Origin of the sequence: Streptomyces sp. NPDC058457 (genome assembly GCF_042720695.1) — a bacterium.
Lineage (GTDB): Bacteria > Actinomycetota > Actinomycetes > Streptomycetales > Streptomycetaceae > Streptomyces.
Genome location: NZ_JBHXLU010000048.1, coordinates 1 through 19,999, shown reverse-complemented (window position 1 = coordinate 19,999; position 19,999 = coordinate 1). Strand labels below are relative to the sequence as shown.

Below are 19,999 nucleotides of genomic sequence, written 5' to 3'. Positions count from 1 at the left end.
TTCCCTCAGAAGGACTCACCGTGTCCACCACCGTCAAGGCGTTCGGCGCCCATGACATACGTCAGCCGCTCGTCCCCCTCACCATCGAGCGCCGCGACGTCGGCCCGCACGACGTCAGGCTCGACATCCTGTACTGCGGCGTCTGCCACTCCGACATCAACTTCGTCGGCGGCGAGTTCGGCCCGCTGCCGACCAGCCCGCTCGTCCCCGGCCACGAGGTCGTCGGCCGGGTCTCCGAAACCGGTTCCGAGGTCACCCGCCACCAGGTCGGCGACCTGGTCGGCATCGGCTGCATGGTCAACTCCTGCCGCGAGTGCGAGAACTGCCGGGCCGGACAGGAGCAGTACTGCCTGAACGGGCACACCCTGGTCTTCGGCAGCCCCGACCCGGCCGAGCCCGGCGCCCACACCCAGGGCGGCTACTCGGAGGCGATCGTCGCGCCCGAGGACTTCGTCGTCCGCGTTCCCGACGGCCTCGACCCGGCCGCCGCGGCCCCGCTGCTGTGCGCCGGCATCACCGTCTATGCGCCGCTCAAACGGTACGGTGCCGGCCCGGGCGCCAAGGTCGCGGTCGTCGGCCTCGGCGGCCTGGGCCACCTCGGCGTCAGGATGGCGAAGGCCATGGGCGCCGACGTCACCGTTCTCTCGCAGTCCGACCGCAAGCGCGACGCCGCCACGGCCCTCGGCGCCGACCACTACGCCGTCACCGGCGACGGGTCCGCCTTCACCGACCTGGCCAACACCTTCGACGTCATCCTCAACACCGTCAGCGCACCGGTATCGCTCAAGGACTACTTCGGGATGCTGCGGCTGCACGGCACCATGGTGAGCGTCGGCGTGACTACAGAGCCCATGCCACTGGAAGTCTTCCCGCTCCTCCAGAACGGCCGCGCCTACGCGGGCTCGCTGTTCGGCGGCATCGCCGAGACGCAGGAGATGCTCGACTTCGCCGCCGAGCACGGCGTGACCGCCGAGATCGAGCTGATCGGCGCCCAGGACATCAACACCGCCTACGAGCGGATCCTCGCATCCGACGTCCGCTACCGGTTCGTGGTCGACGGCGCGACCTTCGCCGAGCTGAAGGCTTGAGGCACCGCCCTCGGTCCCGTCCCCTGACGGTGTGCCCCAGAGCAGACCGTCAGGAGAACGCCCGGCAGATGCTCGAACGCACCCCCCGCCCCCTTCCCCCGGCACCGTGCGCAGAGAGCGCCCCCTGACACCCGTGACCAGCCTGGAGGAAAGACCATGACGCACTGGAACGACGCCGACCTGGCGAGGGTCGGCGCGGCGGAAGAGCTGGACCTGGAGTCCGAGCGCGCCGACGGCACCCTGCGCACCCCCGTGACCATGTGGGTCGTCCGCGCCGGCGACCATGTCTACGTCCGCTCGGTCAAGGGCACCGTCGGCCCCTGGTACCGGGGCACCCGGTCTCGCCGCCAGGGCCGTATCAACGCCGGCGGTGTGCGGCAGGACGTCACCTTCCGTCCTGCCGATCACGACGAGTACGCGGCGGTGGACGCCGCCTACCGGGAGAAGTACGGCCGGTACACGAGCATCGTCGAGCACGTCCTGACCGACCGCGCCCGTGAGTCCACCCTCCGCCTCGAACCGCGCTGACTCACTCCTCCCTCTGCTGATGCCGGACAGAAAGCCGAGGAGTGTGCTGGTCGCGTGATGTCGTGGCAAGGAGGCGGCCCGGTCGGTCCGGGGCCGCCTCCTTGCGTGTTGCGCCACGGCCGGTCGCTGCCGGCTCGGCCTAGGCGTCGAGGGACTCCGCGGCCTCACGGATCACACCGAGGACGAAGTCAGGATGCGAGAGCATGGGAACGTGACTGCTGTCCACGGGGCGGATATGGGCGCCCATGCGCTCGGCGGCGGACCGCTCCAGGTCGGGGGGCACGGTACGGTCGTCGTTGGCGACGATGAACCAACTGGGCTTCGTCCGCCAGGCGGTGCCGGGAACCTGCTGGTTGAACAGGTCCGCCACTGGCACAGCGCCCGTCGCCAGAACGAGCTTCTGCTCCGCCTCCGGGAGGTCGCCGCAGAAGTGCGGGGCGCCCGAAGACTTGAGCCACACGCGGCCGTCAGCGACGTCCACGTGCTCGAAGATGGGCGTGCGGGGGAATTTGTCCAGCTGTTCCTGCGACGTCTCGTCCTCGTCCGGGGCGAGCGCGGCGATGTACACCAGAGCGCCGACGCGGTCGTGGGTGCCGGCTTTGGTGATCAGGGTCCCACCGTAGGAGTGACCGACCAGCACGATCGGGCCGGGGACGTGGTTGAGCGTGAAGTTGACGCACGCGACATCACTTTCGAGCGAGTCGAGGCCGTGCTGTGAGGCGAACACCTCGTGCCCTTCAGCCTGGAGCGTGGGGATGAGCTTGTTGAAGCACGACCCATCCGCCCAGAGTCCGTGGGCAAAGACAATGCTGGGCTTACCCGCCATGGCATTTCCTCCTACGGAGACATCAAATATGAAACATTGCACCACAATGCGCATTCAGTGCCCATTTTTACGTGATGGCCAGGCGTGTCACCCCGTCCCAATCGCTGGGCCCGGAGGTTGAACGTGTTGTCGTGGTGGTCATGTGTTGATACTCAGGCCCGTTACGACGAGGCAGCCGTCCGTGAGGTCGCCGCGGTACCGGTTGCGGCGCAGGCCGCGTCGGATGCGCTGGATGAGGTGTTCTGGCGTACTGAAAGGGCACGCCGGTCCCCACGAGAACGGCCTTGTCCAGGCCGGGGAGCCGTCCACCTGTATGCAAAGCCTCCGCCGCCAACCGGGTTCGGGGCAGCCGGGCGCTCTCCCGCCGTCTCGGATTCGTCTTCAGCTCGTACAGAAATACGCACCCTGAAGACCCGCCACACCAAGGCGTCACCGATGGAGCGCAGTTGGCGTGCAGCGCGCCCGAAATGCCGAACAGGGGGAAATTTGGCGCATGGTCAAGTTCGTCCGCCAGTAGGCCGAGACCAACAACGTCCGATCCTCCGGCGGAAGGCCCCACGGCCGGCCCTTGCAGACCGCGTCGGCGCCCCCACGGCGCAGCACGGTCACCAGCTTGCCGAACTGGCGCGGGTACAGCCCGGTGAACGGGGCCGTCCAGGAACGCTCCGCCGCCGTAGCCACACCAGCCACACCAGCCACACCAAGATCGTTCCATGGAGCGGTCGGGTGCTTGACCTGCGTTTCAGCTGCCGCTCAAAGGAGACTCCCACGTGGGATCGTGCCAGGATCTTCGCATGAGGTGGTCAAGCAGGTGCTCCGCCGTGGTGGAGGCGGTCTGCTGCGGCGCGCCGACCGCGGTCAGGGCGGCGGCGAGCCTTGCCGGGGCCGCCTCGGCCAGGTCCAGGTCGGCAAGAAGGGGAAGAACCAGCAGGAGGCGGGCGGCTGTGTCCTGGACACCTTCGGCCATGGGGGACGGACAGTCGGCGATGCGGACCAGTTCGTGCCACGTCAGCCCGATCCCCGAGAAATCTCCTTCCCAGCTGGCGATCTGCCGGGCGTAAACCCTGTCTGGACCGGTGAGGAGGTAGTCGGTGCCGTAGTCGCCGACCATGTTGCGGTAGATCACCACAGCTCCGGGACCCTCTTCGGCCGGCACCCGGAAGACCGGCCAGTGTTCGGGATCGAAGAGGACCTCGGACAAGGCATCGGCATCGGCGCCGTCATCGCCGAACCAATCCGGAACCGGACGCTCGGCACACGCCCCGTCACCGCACATCGCCAGCAGGTAGTTCGACCAGAAGCCCGGACGGGCCAGCAGCGATTCGCCCGGTACCAGCGGGCTGTCGTCGTATCCCTTGATCAGCACCCTTGGATCCTGTCACCAGCCACTGACATGGCCCGATCCGGGAGTGGTACGAGCGCCGCCCGGTTACAGGACCGGTCTCAGGCGACCATGCCGATTCTTCCAATGGGCGACCACCAGCCCGCAGCAAGGTTCAACTCGGATGTCGGCGATCCCACCCCTCTCGTCACGAGCCCCTATAGGACGAAGAAGAAGATCATCCGCTGCCTCAAGCGGTACCTCGCTCGCGAGATCTACCAGATGGTCAAGAGCAACCCAGAGCGCGTCCAAGCCGCAGAACGTCCGCCTGACGCACAGCCCCAGTACAAAGCCCGGCCGGGATGCTCGGGAGGCTCCCGGCCGGAAGGGCGCCCCCTGATGCTTAGATCGGCAGGGGGTGTCTCCGCACAGTAAACAGCCCGAGCCCTCGCATACGAAGAGCGTGGCGGCCGCGCTCAGCCAGATCAGCCAGCGTTAGCGGGACTGCCGGCCGGGAGGGGGATCACTTGTGTGGGCGTTCGGGAGTTGCGCAGAGGGCAAAAGCGGTGAGCCTCTGGCTTGTCTGGCCTGTGTTGACGGCCACTGCCCTCCACGTGTTCGGCCCACCCTGTCCATCCGGCCCCGCAGCATAGGACCCGGTCACTTTCAGATCTGGGCTGATCGTTCCGAAGCCGCCGCCGGTAAGGGTGGTTCCTTTCGGGCACGTGGCGTCAGCGGCACCGAACGAATTGGGCGCCACCAGGACGGCGGGCCCTTCGACTTGCTGCGTGGTGAAGCCGCCCCCGTCTTCTCCGGCGGCTGCGACTCCAGCACTCGCGGCGAGTACGACGCCGACAGCGGCGCCGAGAGCGGCGATCTTGGGCATGCGGGACATGGTGACTCCCTCACAGTGGGTCGGATTGTGCTTCGTGGCTGCAAGAGAATCGTGTGCGACCTGGCGACCAGCCGCTTGCTGGAAGATCTGTCCGGGTGACGGCCCTGTTCTCGTATAGCCGCGGCCAAGTGGCATCTCTGGTCATCTGCCTTTGCCAGTCGGCCAGTTCACCGTCGCGGCAAACCGCGCATGTACCGCGACGGGCCCGACGGCCGTCACTCGCCGCTAGATGTCCGCCTGCCTTGCGCGAATCCCTACCGTCGCATCTGGCCGACGCGCGACACCATGAGGCGCTACATGGAACAGCGCGGCCTGGATCAGCTGATCCGGCTCATGGACGCTCACGGCTTCTCGGCTTGTTGATTTCGGTGTCTCGGGGTCTGGATTTGCGTTGGGACTGGTGACGCGGTCCGTCCGAGTTGGTACGCCGGAGGCATGCGGTAGTCGGACGGGGGCGGGCTGAGAGCCGAGCAACGCAGGCGCCAGGGAGAGGTACGGCTGCGGGCCGTGGACCTCTTCGAGGAGGGGCCCTCCACCTTGATCGTGGACACCTCGACACTGGATCCTGAGTCCAGGAGAGGAGCCCCAGGTGCTGAACCTCTCTCGCTCGGGGTTCCACCGCTGGTTGAAGACCGCGCCGGCCAGGGCTGCGAGGAAGGCCGCCGACGCGGGTGTCGCCAAGCCGCTCTGATAGGCGACGCCGAGTTGAGCGCGCTGAGTCTGGTCATCGCGCGTTGGATGTGGCTGCGCACGGTCAGCGGGCTGAGGACCAACTGGTCGACGACCTCGGCGTTGGACTTGCGTACGCCGCCAAGGCAGTGACCTCACGTTTCGCGGTGGTCAGCGCTTTGACGGCTTCGGGAAGCGCGAGGAAGTCGTCGGTGTCCGGGGTGGCCAGGAAATCGGAAATGAGAGACCGGGTGGCAGCGGGCGACAGGAGTGAGTCGCCAGCCGCCACGGTGCGGATGCCCGCCGGCAATTCGCCAGCATCCACCTCGCAACCGTAACCCTAGGACGAGGTGATGCCGAGCCGGTCCGCGAGCCCGTGGGGGCTGACGCCGTACGTCTCCCGGATCCGTACGCCGTCGGGGCCGACGTCGAAGACGCCGTGGTCCGTGTAGACGCGGCTGACGCAGCCGAGGCCGGTGAGCGGGTAGGTGCATCGCGGCACGAGCTTCGGTTCGCCGGAGCGAGTGAAGAGCGTCATCATCACGTAGACGTCCTTGGCGCCGATGGCGAGGTCCATTGCACCGCCGACGGCGGGGATGTCGTCGGGCTTGCCGGTGTGCCAGTTGGCGAGGTCGCCGTTGAAGGCGACCTGGTAGGCACCGAGGACGCAGACGTCGAGGTGTCCGCCGCGCATCATGGCGAAGGAGTCGGCGTGGTGGAAGTAAGCGGCTCCGGGCAGCTCGGTCACCGGGACCTTGCCGGCGTTGGTCAGGTCGGGGTCGACCGCGTCGCCCTCGGCCTTCGGGCCCATGTTGAGCATGCCGTTCTCGGTGTGCAGCACCACCCCGGAGCCGGCCGGCAGATGGTCGGCGATCTTGGTGGGCTGCCCGATGCCGAGGTTGACGAAGGCGCCGGAGGGGATGTCGCGTGCGAGGACGGCGGCAAGCTCGTCCATCGAGAGCCGGTGGTCGGCGTACGCCTGAGCCTGAGCGCTTGGCGTCGTGGTCATCGTGCCCCCTGCACGGTGTAGTGACGGGCTTGCACCTGCACGACTCGGTCGACATAGATGGATGGGGTGACGACGGCTTCGGGGTCGAGCTTTCCCGGCTCGACGACCTGGTCGACCTGGACGATGGTCGTCGTCGCCGCGGTGGCCATGACCGGACCGAAGTTGCGGGCCGTCCTGCGGTAGACGAGGTTGCCCAGCGTGTCCGCGACGTGCGCGCCGATCAACGCGTAATCGCCCTTGATCGGGTACTCCAGCAGGTACCTGCGGCCGTCGATCTCGCGCTCCTCCTTGCCCTCGGCCAGCGGTGTGCCGACCGCGGTCGGGCAGTAGAACGCCCCGATGCCGGCACCAGCCGCGCGCATCCGCTCGGCGAGATTTCCCTGCGGGACCACTTCGAGCTCGATCTTCCCCGCGCGGTAGAGGCCGTCGAAGACCCAGGAATCGGCCTGTCGCGGAAAGGAGCAGAGCACCTTGCGCACCCGGCCCGCGGCCAGCAGCGCGGCCAGCCCGACGTCGCCGTTGCCCGCGTTGTTGGACACGATCGTGAGCTCCTTCGCGCCCTGCCGGATGAGCGCTTCGATGAGATCGAACGGCATCCCGGCCAGGCCGAAGCCGCCGACGAGGACGGTGGACTCGTCCTCGATCCCGGCGACCGCAGCTTCGGCGCTCTCCACTATCTCCGCCCGGCTCACTGGGCCGCGCCCGTCACGTCGCAGTTTTCGAGTACGACGGCCAGCCCCTGGCCGACCCCGATGCAGATCGCGGCGACGCCGTAGCGCTGCTTCGTCTCCCGCAGCACCTTGGCCAGCGTGGCGAGGACGCGACCGCCCGAGGCGCCCAGCGGGTGCCCGATCGCGATGGCGCCACCCTTCTGGTTGACAATACCGGGGTCGATCTTCCATGCGTCGAGGCAGGCGAGCGACTGCACGGCGAAGGCCTCGTTGAGCTCGACCGCGCCCACCTGGTCCCAGCCGATCCCGGCCCGGGCCAGCGCACGGTTCGCGGCCTCGACCGGGGCGTAGCCGAAGGCCTGCGGCTCCAGCGCCATCACACCGCGACCGGCGATACGGGCGATCGGGGCGGTCCCGATCGTGGCCGCGGCCTTCTCGCTGCCCAGCAGCACCGCGGCCGCACCGTCGTTGAGCGGGCTGGCGTTGCCCGCGGTGATGGTGCCGCCCTGCTCCGGTGTGCGGAAGACCGGCTTGAGCCCTGCCAGCACCTGCGGTGTGGATCCGGCCCGGATGCCCTCGTCGCGGGTCAGGTCGACGCCGTCGATTGGCACCACCAGGTCGTCGTAGAAGCCCGACTCCCAGGCAGCATGAGCGAGTTGGTGGGATCGGGCCGCGAACTCGTCCTGCCGCTCGCGGGAGATCCCGAAGCGTTCCCGGAGCAGCTCGTTGGCCTCGCCGAGGCTGACCGTCCACTCCTTCGGCATCCGCGGGTTGACCAACCGCCAGCCGAGCGTGGTCGAGACGGCGGTGACATCGCCGGCCGGGAATGGCTTCGCCGACTTGGGCAGCACCCAGGGCGCGCGCGTCATCGACTCCACACCCCCGGTCAGCACCACGTCGGCGTCGCCGGACTCGATGGTCCGGCTGGCCGTCATCGCCGCGTCGAGGCTGGAGCCGCACAGCCGGTTGACCGTGGTGCCGGGCACGCTCACCGGAAGCCCGGCGAGCAGCGCCGCCATACGGCCGACGTTGCGGTTCTCCTCGCCGGCGCCGTTGGCGTTGCCCCACACCACGTCGTCGATCTCGGTGGGGTCGAGGCCCGGCACCCTGGCGAGCGTGGAGGTGATCGCGGCGGCGGCGAGGTCGTCGGGGCGGACGCCGGCCAGCGCTCCGTTGAAGCGGCCGAACGGAGTCCGCGTCGCCGCGTACATGAAAGCAGTCATGGCAACGACGCTAATCAGGGAGCACGATATTCTGAAGTACGCATATCCGAGCCGATTGATATGGGTGACATATGGATCTGCGGCACCTGCGATACTTCGTAGCGGTGGCCGAGGAGCGCCACTTCGGTCGCGCCGCCGAGCGGCTCCACATGGCCCAGCCGCCTCTCTCCCAGCAGATCCGCCAGCTCGAGAACGAGCTCGGCGTCGAGCTGCTCCACCGCACGACACGCCGCGTCGACCTCACGGAGGCCGGCCGGGCCTACCTGGAGCGGGCGCGCGGGATCCTCGCCGACGTCGAAGAGGCGGCCCACCAGGCACGGCTCGTCGCGGCCGGCTCGGTGGGCCACCTCGCTATCGGGTGCGTGGGCTCGGCGACGTACAGCCTGCTGCCCGCGCTCTCGCGGCGGCTCTCGGAGGAACTGCCAGGAGTCGACTTCTCCTTCCGTGGCGAGATGCTCGCGCCCGACCAGGCCGAGGCGCTGCGCACCGGCGCGATCGACATCGCCCTGCTGCGCCCTCCGGTGGCGGACCTCTCCCTCACCGTGCACACCCTGCGCCGGGACCGGCTGGTCGTCGCCGTACCGGTCGCCCACCCCCTCGCCCGCCGGAAACGAATGCGCGCCGCAGACCTTGCAGGTGCCGACCTGATCGTGCACTCCGCCGACCGCCGGTCGGTGATGTACGACGTCGTCCTCGGCCTTCTGCGCGATGCCGGAGTCGAGCCGCACATTCGCCATGAGGTCGGCGAGACCTCGACGCTGATCACGCTCGTGGCCGGCGGTCTCGGCGTAGCGGTCGTACCAGAGCCCGTGACCGCGCTGGCGCTCGACGGCGTCACCTATCTGCCCCTGACCGGAGCCGACGCACACGTGGAACTCGCCGTCGCCCACCGCGCCGACCGCTCCGAACCGCACCTGGCACGCACCGTGGGGATCATCCGGTCAACGTTCCGACATACGTCCAGTCACCTCCGACGCACTCGGTAGCCTGCCGCCGACGCGCCCTCGGGAAGTCGACCGCAATGGCCTGACGCCGCTGTTCGACGAACGAACAAAGGGGTTCAGGGAGCGACGCCGGCCACGGAGAGTTCGACATGCTCGGTACGTGCGGCGATCGCCGCTGCCGTGAAGGATGAGGCATCACAGGTCAGCCAGTCAGGTCAAGGCACCCACGTCCGGTCCGGACCAGCGGCCTCCTCATCGCCAGCGAGTACGTTCGCTGGCAGGAACGGCCGGTACCACGAAACGACGGAGGCCCCGACCGGTGAACCGATGGCCCGGTCGCCCCAGCTTCGCCGAGGAGGTCAATCTCGCGGTGGACGCGGCGGCGTCCACCCTCCCGGCGGGGGCGAACCTTCCGCCGGCCGCACGGCGGTCGGTTCCGGAGCGTGCCACCGTTCTGCTCGGCGAGCGCACCATATTCGCCACGATGAGCCGCGAGATGGACGCGGCTCTCCCCATGCGGCTTCAATGGCGCACATCGCGAACGGGACGCTCGTCGAGGCGTCGGCCAGGCCCAGGACCAAGCCGCCACGGTCCGGTCGCTGCACGATGCGGGCGCGCCAGTCGGAGCGGTCAACCTGATCAGCAACGCGCCCGAGGACGGTCCGGGCGTCGTCGAGGCTCCGATCGCGCATCCCGCCCTGACCCGTGTGTGGTTCACGGGATCGAGCCGGCCGGCCGGATCATCGACGGTCGCCACCTGACCTGGCTACGGCGAGGCGATTTGAGGTCTGGCACGAATTCCGTGTGACGGTTGCCGACCGTGATGTCAGAGGCATGCAGTGGGATGGCAGAACTTGGTTCTCATCGTGCTGGAGATCGTCTCAATGCCTGCTGCGTACCTGTCCCCGACGCGAGCCTTGGCCGAGGCTGGTCAATGTCCTCCGGCTCATCGAGGGTTCTGAGGACGAGCCAATGGATCCGGCGACGCCAGGCTTCGGACTCCTGGAGGACAAGGGCTGATGCGGATCCGCAGGCGGGCGGGACCCGTTGACGGAGAAGGCCGAAGCCGGCGCACCCGAACATCTGCCGTCTGAGCATCTTGATCCGATCGGCTGCTCCCTCGACCGGGCCGGAGTTCCAGCCGGTCATCAGGCCGGCGGTCATCACGTCGCAGCCGCTGTTCAGGCCCACGGCGAAGCTGCTGATGCCCGGCAGGTCGGCGTCCGTGGCCTCGGTGATCCAGTTGGGCAGGCGAGTGCGGTGTCTCCTCGTCAACCACCTGCCGTGTCATCCGACGGCCGGGCGCTGCTCGCACTCGAAGTCGTCTCCCGCCCGGCCGATGCCGCGGAACGGACGTGGATCGTGGACGCGGACAGCAGGCTGGTGAGCGCCGCCACGCGTCCGCTGCCGGGTGCCACCGCGGACGCCCACGCCTGGCGTGATCCGGGCTCAGCCGACACTGCCAGGGCGTGAGCGTGCGCGGAGACGGTGCGTACCTCAACTACGGGACGGCGGTGCCGCACCGCAAACACCCGGGACGCGCTCTGCGGAAGGGCCAGCAGGCGACATCGCCGAGCACCGCGGGGTTCGTGCCCGTGTGGGACGTGCCATCGGCCGGATGAAAATGCTCCGCGACCGCCGACAGCGCGGCGAGGGTCTCCATCGCACGGTCGGGGCCTTCGCCCACATGCACGGCCTCCTGCCCGCCGCATGAGCGGACAACTCCGTTCGCCAGCTCTGACCTGCCCGGACGCGGCCTTCTGCAACACCCCTGGCGGGACGGGCATCACGTCATGGCGTCGCGGACGAGCGCAGTGTCGACGAACTGTTCAAAGCGTACGATGACTCCTCCGCGTACGACGAAGTGGTGGGCGACGCGGACGTCGATCGGCTTCCCGGTGGTCTTGTTGACGGCGCTGTAGCGGGCGAGGACGACGACGTTCTCGCCGTCGACGACGTAGGTGTCGTCGTGGGCGGTCCAGTCGTCCCAGTCCTGGCCGAGCTTCTCCATGACGTTGGAAGTGACGCCGTCAGGGGTGCGGTAGGTGCCGGCGAGCGGGAAGCCGGCCATCTCCTTCCACTCCACGTCGGGGGCGAGGGTGGCTCGCAGTGCTTCCAGGTCGCCGTCCGCGGAGGCGAGGTACTGGCGTCGTACGACGTCCGCGGGAGCGGTGGAAGTGGCGAAGTCGCTCATGTTCAGCCCCACTTCATCTCGCCCTTGGCGACCTTCGCGCCGATCTGGGCGGCGATCAGCATGCCATTGTCCGGGTAGCGCGCCACGAGCGCCTCGGTGAGCGCGGCGCCGTCGGCGGCCTTGCCGAGTTCCTCTTCGAAGGCGAGGAGGTAGTCGCGGGTGGCGGTGATGGCGGAGGGGTCCGCCGCCGTACCGGGCAGACGGTGGCCGGGGACGACCAGCTCCGGGTCGAGAGCGGCCATCTCGTCCAGCACCGTGATCCACGCGGCACGGTCGTCGGGGGTGGGGGTGTCGGCGACCCAGACGTGCTCCTGCTGGAAGAGCAGGACGCCGCCGAGGAGAGCGCGGTGCTCGGCCTGCCACAGGTAGTGGCGGTCGGGCAGGCCGGCCGGGCCGCCCTTGAGCTCGAAACGGTGGCCCTCCAGGGTGAGGTCGCCGGTCAGCGGGGCGAGGTCGACCAGCCGGGTGGGCAGGTTCGGGCCGAGGACCGCCCAGGCCTTGAGCTTGCCCTCATAGGAATGGGCGATGTGCTCGATGACGATCGGGGTGGCGACGAAGACGGCGTCGGGGAAGGCGTCGGCGAGGACCTCGGCGCCGAAGTAGAAGTCGGGGTCGCCGTGGCTGACGAAGACGGTGGTCAGCTTCTTACCCGAGTCGAGGATCGCGGCGGCCAGGCGATGGCCGTCGGCGCGGGTGAACGCGGCGTCCACCAGCAGCGCCTCGTTCTCGCCGGTGACGAGGGTGGCGGTCTTGTTCTTGCTGCCTGCGGGGAAGTCGAGGTCGAGGACCTTGAAGGTCAGGGTGCTCATGGATGACTCCTTGCGAGGAGAAGGGTGGGTGGGGACGGAAGGCTCAGGGGGTACGAAGGGCCGCCAGCCGTCGGTCGACCTCGTCAGCGGTGGCATGGCCACGGGCCACGGGAGTGACGGAGTCGCCGTCGACGGCCAGCAGCGTGGGGAAGCCGGTGACTCCCAGCGAGGCGCTGAGATGGAAGTCGGCGGTCGCTGCCACCCTCGCCTCGGCCCCTTCGAAGGCGGTGACCACGGCGTCGGCGTCGAGCCCGGCCTCCTCGGCGACCTTCCGGTAGGTCGCGGGGTCGGAGAGGCTGAGGCCGTCGACGTAGAAGGCCCGTTGCAGGGCGGCTGCCAGCTTGGCCGCGTGGGCCGGGGCGGCCTGGCGCAGGGCGGCGACACCGCGCGCGGCGGCCTCCGAGTCCATCACGAACGAGCCGTCGGCGATCAGCCGCTCGTAGCCCTCGCCGAACTCGGCACCGGTCAGCTCGGCGATCTGGGCGTTCGAGCCCTGGACATAGCCGAACTCGCGGATCGGTACCCGGCGTGATCCCGTGAACAGGCCACCGGACACGACCTGGACGGGCAGTGCGGGATGGCGGGAGGCGACCTCGTTCAGCGTTCCGGAGAACCCGTGAGACCAGCCGCAGTAGGCGTCGAAGACGTAGACGAGCTGCATCGATAACCTCGGCAGACGAGTGGCGCCCGCCGGGCGCGAGCGATTTACCTGAGAACACAGTAACTGACGCGTCAGGTATTTATCCACTCGCGTGACGCCTGCCACGCTCGACCTCGGCCATGTCGGTACATCGGCGAAACTGTCCAGCCGTACCTTCGGCGGGACCGCCGGATTCCGTCAGGGCAGGCGGGGAAGCTCGTCCCGCGCGGAGTGGCTGAGGATCCGAATGTCCTCGGCGAACCGATCGCGGTCCTCGGGAGGCAAGGGGGTCACGAAGTAACGCCGGATGTTGTCCCTGTGCAGCCGGGCCGCCGTTACGGTGCTCTCCTCGCCGACCGGCGTCAGTCGCACCAGGCGACCGCGTCTGTCGCCGGGATCCTCGGCCCGCTCGACCAGCCCGGCCGCCTCCATCCGGTCGACCAGACGCGTCACCCCGCCCGTGGTCAGCACCTGCTCCTGGGCGATGGCCCGCATCGACAGCCCGGGGTCGCCCGCGCGCCCGAGGATGAGCAGCACCTCGAACATCAGATGGCTGATCCCGCACTCCCGCTCCAGCGAACGCCCCAGGATGTACTCCAGCCGATTCGCGGCGCCCTGCAACCGTCCGAACGCCAGCACCAGCGCGTCGTTCGCGGCGTCCTCGGGAGTCGAGATCTCCGCTCCTTCACCGCCGCTGTGTTCCTCCATGCCATGCATCCATTGATCATGCCTTGGCGGGGACGCTACAAGCCAACGCACCGTAGAGGTCTGTGTTGCCGACGCGAGATCAGGCACGACGAAAATGTGGCGCGCCTTGGGATGAAAAAAGGGGTGCCCGCAGCACCCTTCCGCGCCGCCACAACGAGGGCGCGAAGCACATCGGGTCGGTTCACGCGGATTCGGGACGCCCGCTTCGTCAGTCCGGCTTGGCAGCCCACGCCGCCTCGACCGCGTCGGCGAGAGCCTCACCCTTGGCGAAGCCGTAGTAGGCGGCGAACTGCAGCACGATCTCGTCCATCTCCTCCTTGGTGATGTCGCCGGAGTGGAGCGCGGCGGTGACATGCGACCGCAGCGGGACGGGCGAGTCGTCGAGGGCTACGCAGGCGACGGTGATGATCCGGCGCTCGCGACGGGTCAGTCCGGGGCGCTGCCAGACGTGGCCGAAGACGAAGTTCAGGATGCCGGCCTGCCGGTAGGGCGAGTTGGCGGGCGGGGCGGGCACGAGGTTGACGTCGATGAACTCCTCGACGCCACGCTTGAGTCGTTCCTCCCAAGCGCCGGAACCGAGCGTGTCGTTGCCCAACTGCGGCCAGGATGGTGTCTGTTCGCCGCGTTCGCGGTGGACGCGGTCCCACTGCCGGGCGATGGCACCCTCCAGGTGGGACGCTTTGGGCCAGCCGCAGTACACCGCGAAGTGCAGGACGAACTCCAGCATGGCCTCCAGGCCGATGTCGCCGGACACGAGCGCCGCGTGGACGTGGTCCTCGATGGGCTGGGGCGCGTCGGCCGCGGCCACGCAGGTCAGGGTCACCCAGCGGCGGTCGCGGCGGCTCAGGCCAGCGCGTGACCAGACCTCGGTGTAGAGGAAGTCGCGTGTGGCGCGACCGAACGGGGTGCTCGCCGTGGGGGGTTCGTGGTCGGGCAGCACCTCGGTCAGGGTGCGTACCACGGGGGTGTCGTCCATCTCGGCCTCCTGGGAGGGGGGTTCTGGTGCGTCGTCACGCACGGATGAAGACGTTCTTGGTCTGGAGGAACTCGTAAAGGCCCTCCTTGCCGCCTTCACGGCCGTAACCGCTCTGCTTGTAGCCTCCGAAGGGGGCGCCCGGCGGCTGGCCCGAGGCACCGTTGACCAGCACGGTGCCCGACTGGAGCTGCGGGACGACACGCTGGACGCGCGAGACGTCGTGGGTGTACAGGGTGGTGCCGAGGCCGTAGGGGGTGGAGTTGGCCAGCTCGACCGCTGCGTCCTCGCTCTCGAAGGGGATCATCAGGGAGAGCACGGGGCCGAAGACCTCGTGCTGGCCGACCTCGCTGAACGGGTCGACGTCGGCGAGGACGGTCGGGTCGATGAAGTAGCCGTCGCGGTTGTCCGATGGCAGAGTCGAGCGATCGGTGGCGTGGCCGCCGACGATGACGCGGCTGTCCTGGGCGGCGCGTTCGATCATCCCGAGGATGCGCTCGTGTGCCGCCTTGCCGACCACCGGTCCGAGGGCGGTCGTCTGGTCGAAGGGGTCTCCGACACGCAGGGCGGTGGCCGCCTCGCCTGTGGCGGCGACCACCCGGTCGTACACGTCGCGGTGCACCAGCATGCGGGTACTGAGGTTGCAGCCCTGGCCGGAGAGCTGGAAGCAGGAGCGGACGGTCTCGGCGACCGCCTCGTCGAGATCGGCGTCGGCGAAGACGATGCTCGCCGTCTTGCCACCGAGTTCGAGCAGGACGGGCTTGAGGGTGTGGCGGGCCGCGTCGAGAATCTTCCTTGCGGTCGGGATGCCCCCGGTGAAGGAGATCTTCGCGACGTCGGGGTGCCGGACGAGCCGGTCGCCGGCTTCCGGGCCGCCGGGCAGGATGTGCAGCACGCCCGGGGGCAGCCCGGCCTCCAGGGCGATCTCCGCGAACCGGGCCACGGTGAAGGGGGCCAGGTCGGGAGCCTTGACCACCACGCAGTTGCCCGCCGCGAGAGCGGGGGCGATCTTCATGCCGACCGACACGATCGGCCCGTTCCAGGTCAGGATGACACCGATGACGCCGTAGGGCTCGGGGACGGTGTAGTCGAGGCCTTCCGTCACGCGCGGGCTCGGTGGGATCGTCGCGCCCTCCAGTTTGTCGGCCCAGCCCGCGTAGTAGCCGAACCACCCCGCGGACAGGTAGGCCAGTGCGGCCGATGTCCGGATGGGGACGCCCAGTTCGAGGGTGTTGAGGCGAGCCAGCTCGGGCACGCGCTCCAGCATCAGCTCCTCCACCCGTTGGAGGATGCGGCGGCGACGGTCGGGGGACATCGCCCGCCATTCGGGGAATGCCTGCCTCGCCGCCGCGACGGCCGTGTCGATCTCCGGTGGCCCGGCCAGCAGGACCGCTCCGTTCGGCCGGGCGGTCGCGGGGTTGATGTGGTCCTGCTGGCCGACGGAGGTGCTGTCGAGCCAGGTGCCGTCGACGAGGGGGCTGGCGGTGCCGAGGTCGTGGGACAGGGATGTGGTCATGTCGTGCCGCCTTGGGTCGTCCGGGTGGGCGGTGATCAGGGCGCCGGGAACTCGCCCAGCTTCGACAGGGTGTGGGCGGTGAGGTCCGTCAGCGCCGGGGGGCGGGGGGCCCGGGCCGTGTCGGCGACGTCGAGCAGTAGGTTGACGTCCTTGCGCAGCAGCGGCAGGGCCCGGCGCAGCCCGGCGGTGTTGAACCCGGACGCCGCGAGGATGGCGGCCGCGCGGCTGCCTCCCGTACCGTGGGCCAGAACCTGAGCGACGGCGCCGCGGTCCATGCCCAGGCCGTCGGCCAGGGCGAAGGTGTCCAGCGCCAGGCCGGCCTGGGCGGTGAACACGAAGTTGTTGAGCAGCTTGGCGAGTTGGCCGCTGCCCAGCGGGCCGAGATGGATCACCGGGTCGGCGAAGGTGTCGAACACCGGCCGGCAGCGGGCGACGTCTGCCTCCTGTCCCCCGGCCATGACCAGCAGCCGGCGCTGGGCGGCGGCCCCGCCTCCCCCGCTCACCGGCGCGTCCACCACGGCGATCTCCCGCTTGGCGGCCTCGTCGGCGACGCGCCGGCAGGTGTCGGGGTGGACGGTGGAGTGGATGACGACGACGCCGCCGGGGGCCATGCCGGTCAGTACTCCGTCGGGTCGCAGCAGTACGTCCTCGACGTCCGTGTCCGCCACGACGCACAGGCACACGATGTCGCTGGCACCGCCCAGGGCGGCCGGTGTCGTGGCCACGGTGGCGGCGGTGTCGGTGAACGCGTCGGCTGCTGTGCGGCGGCGCGCCCACAGCGTCAGAGGGAAGGCCTCCTCGGCGATCCGGCGGGCCATCGGGGCGCCCTGGCTGCCCAGTCCGATGAAACCGACCCGTGTCGCGGGTGTCCTCGCGCCTGTCACAGCCGGGTGACCCAGCCGCCGTCGACGCTGATCGTCTGCCCGTTGATCCATTCACCCGCCGGGGAGGCGAGCAGAAGCAGAGTGCCGAGGAGGTCTTCGGCGGGCGCGGACTTCTTCCCCGGGATGGCGGCCGTGAGGGCGGCGCGTGCGGGGTGGTCGGCGGGCAGACTGCGGAGACCGGGCTCGTTCTCGACCAGGCCGGGGGCGATGGCGTTGACGTTGATGCCGTGCGGGCCGAGGGAGCGGGCGAGGCCTGCGGTGACGTTGACAAGGGCGAGTTTGCTGACGCCGTAGATGCCGCCGCCCATGAAGGCGCCGGCGGAGACCTGGTTGATGATGCGTCCGCCGCCGCGCTCGACCATCGACGCCTTGACGGCGCCCGCGCAGACCACGGCGCCGAACACGTTGACGCGCATGACGCGGTCGAACCAGTCGCCGGGCAGGTCCAGGATGTCGACCTGGGGGATCTCGGCCATGAGGGCGGCGTTGTTGACCAGGATGTCGATGCCGCCGAACGCGGCGGTGGCCTTCGCTGCCATGTCGGCGGCGGAGGCGCGGTCGGTGATGTCGACGCGCACACCGAGCGCGTGCAGTCCGTCGGCGGCCAGGGCCTTGGCGGCCTGTTCGGCGCCGTCGCCGTTGAGGTCCGCGAGGACGACACGGGCACCGGCCTCCGCCAGTGCCCGGCCGTAGACCTGGCCGATGGCGCCCGCGCCACCGGTGACGAGGGCGACCTTGCCGTCCAGGCGAAGCCGGTCGAATGTGCTGCTGCTCATGGGGTGTCCTTCGTCAGGCGGGACAGGTAGGCGTCGACATCGGCACCGCGCTCGCGCAGTTCGTCGGCGGCTTTCGGCGCGGTGAGGATGAGGAAGCGGTCGTGGCTGACGCCTTCGACGACAAGTTCGCCGACCGCGTCGGCGTCCAGAACGGGGAAGTCGGGTCCGCGGGGCGGTGCCGGTTTCCCGTAGAAGGTGATCTGCTCGACGATGTTGGTGGCCACGCCGGCCGGGCACAGGCAGGAGACGCCGATACCGCGTGGGCGCAGGTACAGCGCGAGTGCTTCGGACAGGCCGACGATCGCGTGCTTGGTCGAGGTGTAGGGAAGCCGGTCGTATCCGTAGGGCAACAGCCCTGCGGTGGAAGCGGTGTTGACGATGTGCCCAACCCCCTGTTCCAACAGGCCCGGCAGGAATACGAGGTTGCTGCGGACGACGCCCAGCAGATTGACGTCGACGACGCGTTGCCACGCTGCCAGGGGGATGTCCTCGACGGGTCCGACGGCGAGGATGCCGACGTTGTTCATCACCAGGTCGATACGGCCGAAGCGGTCGAGGGCCAACTCGCGGACCGCTGCCAGGTCGTCGAGGCTGGTCACGTCGCAGACGGCGGCGACGGCCCGGGCCCCGAGTTCGCCGGCGACCGCGTGCGCCCGCTCGCGGACGAGGTCGGTGACGACCACTCTCGCGCCGCGCCGGGCGAAGGCGTGGGCGGCGGCGCGGCCGATCCCGCTTCCCGCGCCGGTGACGACCGCCACGGAGTTGTGCAGATCGATGCTCATCGGACTTTCGTCTCCCCGCTCGCGGGTGGGAACGCGGACGATCAGGGGTACAGCGGCAGAACCGGCTCGCTCGGGTCGTTCTCGCTCAGCACGGACGAGGTCGTGGCGGAGACCGGAGCCTGAAGGAAACCGATCAGGCCGTCCAGAAGGTCGCCGACGTGCACGGCGAAGGGCAGCACACTCCCGCCACGGGAGCGGGTGCGCTCGCGGTTGGCAGCGGCGTGCACGCCGAAGGCCAGGGCCTGCGAGATGCGATGGCCTCGGAACGGCTCGGGAAGGTGTGGCAGCAGCGCGCCGACCCGATCGACGAAGTCGACGGTCGGCCCGCTCAGTTCGGCCGAAAGGCGTTCGAAGACGTCTCGGCGACCGTACTGCTGGAGCATCGCCACAAAGCTGAGGTAGTGGCTGCCCTCCTGCTCGCCCTGTTCCAGAACGGGCAGGATGTGGCACTCCACCCACGACCTGAGACCCTCCGGGCGCCGACGCGCGACCAGCAGCCCGCGCCGCTCGTTCAGATACGGCAGGCGGTACTCGAAGATCTCCTGGACCAATCGCTCCTTGGTTCCGAAGTGGTACTGCACCGCCGTGTTGTTGCCGTTCCCGGCCGCCGCGCTGATCTGACGCAGAGACACCCCGTCGAGGCCGTGCTCGGCGAAGAGCCGCTCGGCGGCCAGGACGATCTGTTGCTTCACGGGCGGTTGAACCACGACACCAGACCCCCTGGAGAGCAATGCTTCCAAAAATGGAGAATCTCATTTCCGCACAGCAGGAATCTAGTTACGCCATGGTGTGAAGTCAACTGCCTTAGCAATAAATCGGATGGAGACAGGTTCAGACGACGGGCGGCGGGAAGACCCGCTCGCCGGTGTCCGCGTTCGTGATGCCGATGGCCTCGATCGGGCACGACTCAGCCACCTCCAGCACCTCCTCGGATGCCGGCAGGATGGCGGACCTCGCGTGCCCCTGACCGTCCTCGTCGAGTTCGAACTCCTCGGGCGCGGAGGCGGCGCACAGGCCGGTGCGGACGCACATCCTCTTGTCGATCCCGACGGTCCACCGTTCCGCCATCACCGGCCTCCTTCGATGACGAGCGGCAGGGTCTTCCAGCCGCGGACGGTCGAGGTCTGCGCCAGCTCCGCGTGATCCCAGTCGACGTCCCAGCCGGGGAACCGTTTGAGGATCTCCTCCGCCGCGATGCGGCCCTCCAGCCTGGCCAGTGCCGCACCCAGGCAGTAGTGGGCGCCGACGCCGAAGCTCATGTGCTGGGTGACCCGGTGGATGTCGAAGCGGTCCGGGTCGTCGAAGCGGCGGGGGTCGCGGTTGGCGGCGGCCTGGATGAACAGGATGGCACTGCCGGCCGGGACCGTGCGGTCGTACAACTGCACGTCCTTGGTGACGTAGCGCGCGGTGAACGGACCGGTCGGCTCGAAGCGCAGGATCTCCTCGATGGCGTTGGGGACGAGCGAGGGGTCGGCCGCCAGCTCCCTGCGTGCCTCCGGGTAGCGGGCCATCAGGGCGCCGAACCAGCCGATGAGGCGGCCCG

The 19,999-nt window shown here is 69.3% G+C and carries 22 protein-coding genes and 2 pseudogenes; 4 read left to right on the top strand and 20 right to left on the bottom strand.

Annotation, left to right across the window (positions count from 1 at the left end):
* The first annotated feature begins 20 nt into the window (after positions 1-20).
* Positions 21-1,088, top strand: coding sequence for an NAD(P)-dependent alcohol dehydrogenase (locus ACFWPS_RS31180; protein ID WP_383710901.1), 1,068 nt, complete (start codon positions 21-23; stop codon positions 1,086-1,088).
* Positions 1,089-1,244: 156 nt separating this feature from the next.
* Positions 1,245-1,616, top strand: coding sequence for a DUF2255 family protein (locus tag ACFWPS_RS31175; protein WP_383710898.1), 372 nt, complete (start codon positions 1,245-1,247; stop codon positions 1,614-1,616).
* 139 nt (positions 1,617-1,755) lie between these two features.
* Here the strand turns inward: ACFWPS_RS31175 and ACFWPS_RS31170 are convergent, their stop codons facing one another.
* The 8 genes and pseudogenes from ACFWPS_RS31170 to ACFWPS_RS31135 all read right to left on the bottom strand — a co-directional run bounded on the left by ACFWPS_RS31170 (position 1,756) and on the right by ACFWPS_RS31135 (position 8,230).
* Entirely contained in the window at positions 1,756-2,496 is a 741-nt protein-coding gene (locus ACFWPS_RS31170; RefSeq protein ID WP_383710896.1) for an alpha/beta fold hydrolase, read from the bottom strand.
* Between the two features lie 423 nt (positions 2,497-2,919).
* Positions 2,920-3,132 (bottom strand): annotated as a pseudogene (locus ACFWPS_RS31165) (IS5/IS1182 family transposase); the annotation flags it as partial.
* Positions 3,133-3,184: 52 nt separating this feature from the next.
* Positions 3,185-3,808 (bottom strand): hypothetical protein, encoded by a 624-nt coding sequence (locus ACFWPS_RS31160; RefSeq protein WP_383710894.1) that lies wholly within the window; start codon positions 3,806-3,808, stop codon positions 3,185-3,187.
* A gap of 478 nt (positions 3,809-4,286) precedes the next feature.
* On the bottom strand, positions 4,287-4,649 hold the full coding sequence (locus ACFWPS_RS31155; protein ID WP_383710892.1) for a hypothetical protein: 363 nt from the start codon (positions 4,647-4,649) through the stop codon (positions 4,287-4,289).
* Between the two features lie 763 nt (positions 4,650-5,412).
* Positions 5,413-5,652 (bottom strand): hypothetical protein, encoded by a 240-nt coding sequence (locus tag ACFWPS_RS31150; RefSeq protein WP_383710889.1) that lies wholly within the window; start codon positions 5,650-5,652, stop codon positions 5,413-5,415.
* A gap of 15 nt (positions 5,653-5,667) precedes the next feature.
* The gene (locus tag ACFWPS_RS31145) at positions 5,668-6,336 is read right to left on the bottom strand and encodes a 3-oxoacid CoA-transferase subunit B (RefSeq protein ID WP_383710887.1); all 669 of its coding nucleotides are present in this window, start codon (positions 6,334-6,336) and stop codon (positions 5,668-5,670) included.
* Positions 6,333-7,028, bottom strand: a complete 696-nt coding sequence (locus tag ACFWPS_RS31140) for a 3-oxoacid CoA-transferase subunit A (protein WP_383710883.1) — start codon at positions 7,026-7,028, stop codon at positions 6,333-6,335. The genes ACFWPS_RS31145 and ACFWPS_RS31140 overlap by 4 nt, the downstream gene beginning before the upstream one ends.
* Complete coding sequence (locus ACFWPS_RS31135; RefSeq protein ID WP_383710881.1) at positions 7,025-8,230, bottom strand: thiolase family protein; 1,206 nt, start codon at positions 8,228-8,230, stop codon at positions 7,025-7,027. The genes ACFWPS_RS31140 and ACFWPS_RS31135 overlap by 4 nt, the downstream gene beginning before the upstream one ends.
* A gap of 71 nt (positions 8,231-8,301) precedes the next feature.
* Between ACFWPS_RS31135 and ACFWPS_RS31130 the strand changes: the two genes are divergently transcribed.
* Together ACFWPS_RS31130 and ACFWPS_RS31125 are read left to right on the top strand one after the other, a co-directional pair.
* Complete coding sequence (locus tag ACFWPS_RS31130) at positions 8,302-9,216, top strand: LysR substrate-binding domain-containing protein (protein WP_383710879.1); 915 nt, start codon at positions 8,302-8,304, stop codon at positions 9,214-9,216.
* 1,217 nt (positions 9,217-10,433) lie between these two features.
* Positions 10,434-10,888 (top strand): annotated as a pseudogene (locus ACFWPS_RS31125) (transposase family protein); the annotation flags it as partial.
* 72 nt (positions 10,889-10,960) lie between these two features.
* Here the strand turns inward: ACFWPS_RS31125 and ACFWPS_RS31120 are convergent.
* From ACFWPS_RS31120 to ACFWPS_RS31065, 12 genes are all read right to left on the bottom strand, one after another.
* Positions 10,961-11,368 carry a nuclear transport factor 2 family protein gene (locus tag ACFWPS_RS31120; protein WP_383710877.1) on the bottom strand — a complete coding sequence of 136 codons (408 nt, stop codon included), beginning with the start codon at positions 11,366-11,368 and terminating at the stop codon, positions 10,961-10,963.
* A gap of 2 nt (positions 11,369-11,370) precedes the next feature.
* Positions 11,371-12,177 (bottom strand): MBL fold metallo-hydrolase, encoded by an 807-nt coding sequence (locus ACFWPS_RS31115; RefSeq protein WP_383710874.1) that lies wholly within the window; start codon positions 12,175-12,177, stop codon positions 11,371-11,373.
* A gap of 43 nt (positions 12,178-12,220) precedes the next feature.
* Positions 12,221-12,838 (bottom strand): DsbA family protein, encoded by a 618-nt coding sequence (locus ACFWPS_RS31110; RefSeq protein WP_383710871.1) that lies wholly within the window; start codon positions 12,836-12,838, stop codon positions 12,221-12,223.
* Positions 12,839-13,015: 177 nt separating this feature from the next.
* Positions 13,016-13,525 carry a MarR family winged helix-turn-helix transcriptional regulator gene (locus ACFWPS_RS31105; protein WP_383710868.1) on the bottom strand — a complete coding sequence of 170 codons (510 nt, stop codon included), beginning with the start codon at positions 13,523-13,525 and terminating at the stop codon, positions 13,016-13,018.
* A 208-nt stretch (positions 13,526-13,733) separates the two neighbouring features.
* Positions 13,734-14,501: a carboxymuconolactone decarboxylase family protein gene (locus ACFWPS_RS31100; RefSeq protein WP_383710865.1), complete on the bottom strand. Its 768-nt coding sequence runs from the start codon at positions 14,499-14,501 to the stop codon at positions 13,734-13,736.
* A gap of 34 nt (positions 14,502-14,535) precedes the next feature.
* On the bottom strand, positions 14,536-16,014 hold the full coding sequence (locus ACFWPS_RS31095) for an aldehyde dehydrogenase family protein (RefSeq protein WP_383710863.1): 1,479 nt from the start codon (positions 16,012-16,014) through the stop codon (positions 14,536-14,538).
* A 35-nt stretch (positions 16,015-16,049) separates the two neighbouring features.
* Positions 16,050-16,898: an NAD(P)-dependent oxidoreductase gene (locus tag ACFWPS_RS31090; RefSeq protein WP_383710860.1), complete on the bottom strand. Its 849-nt coding sequence runs from the start codon at positions 16,896-16,898 to the stop codon at positions 16,050-16,052.
* Complete coding sequence (locus ACFWPS_RS31085; protein ID WP_383710857.1) at positions 16,895-17,674, bottom strand: SDR family oxidoreductase; 780 nt, start codon at positions 17,672-17,674, stop codon at positions 16,895-16,897. The genes ACFWPS_RS31090 and ACFWPS_RS31085 overlap by 4 nt, the downstream gene beginning before the upstream one ends.
* Positions 17,671-18,456, bottom strand: coding sequence for an SDR family oxidoreductase (locus ACFWPS_RS31080; RefSeq protein ID WP_383710854.1), 786 nt, complete (start codon positions 18,454-18,456; stop codon positions 17,671-17,673). The genes ACFWPS_RS31085 and ACFWPS_RS31080 overlap by 4 nt, the downstream gene beginning before the upstream one ends.
* A gap of 41 nt (positions 18,457-18,497) precedes the next feature.
* Entirely contained in the window at positions 18,498-19,148 is a 651-nt protein-coding gene (locus ACFWPS_RS31075; RefSeq protein ID WP_383710852.1) for a TetR/AcrR family transcriptional regulator, read from the bottom strand.
* 139 nt (positions 19,149-19,287) lie between these two features.
* The gene (locus ACFWPS_RS31070) at positions 19,288-19,524 is read right to left on the bottom strand and encodes a ferredoxin (RefSeq protein WP_383710850.1); all 237 of its coding nucleotides are present in this window, start codon (positions 19,522-19,524) and stop codon (positions 19,288-19,290) included.
* Positions 19,524-19,999: cytochrome P450 (locus tag ACFWPS_RS31065; RefSeq protein WP_383710847.1), on the bottom strand; the 476-nt coding region annotated here is incomplete at its 5' end. The genes ACFWPS_RS31070 and ACFWPS_RS31065, both read right to left, overlap by 1 nt.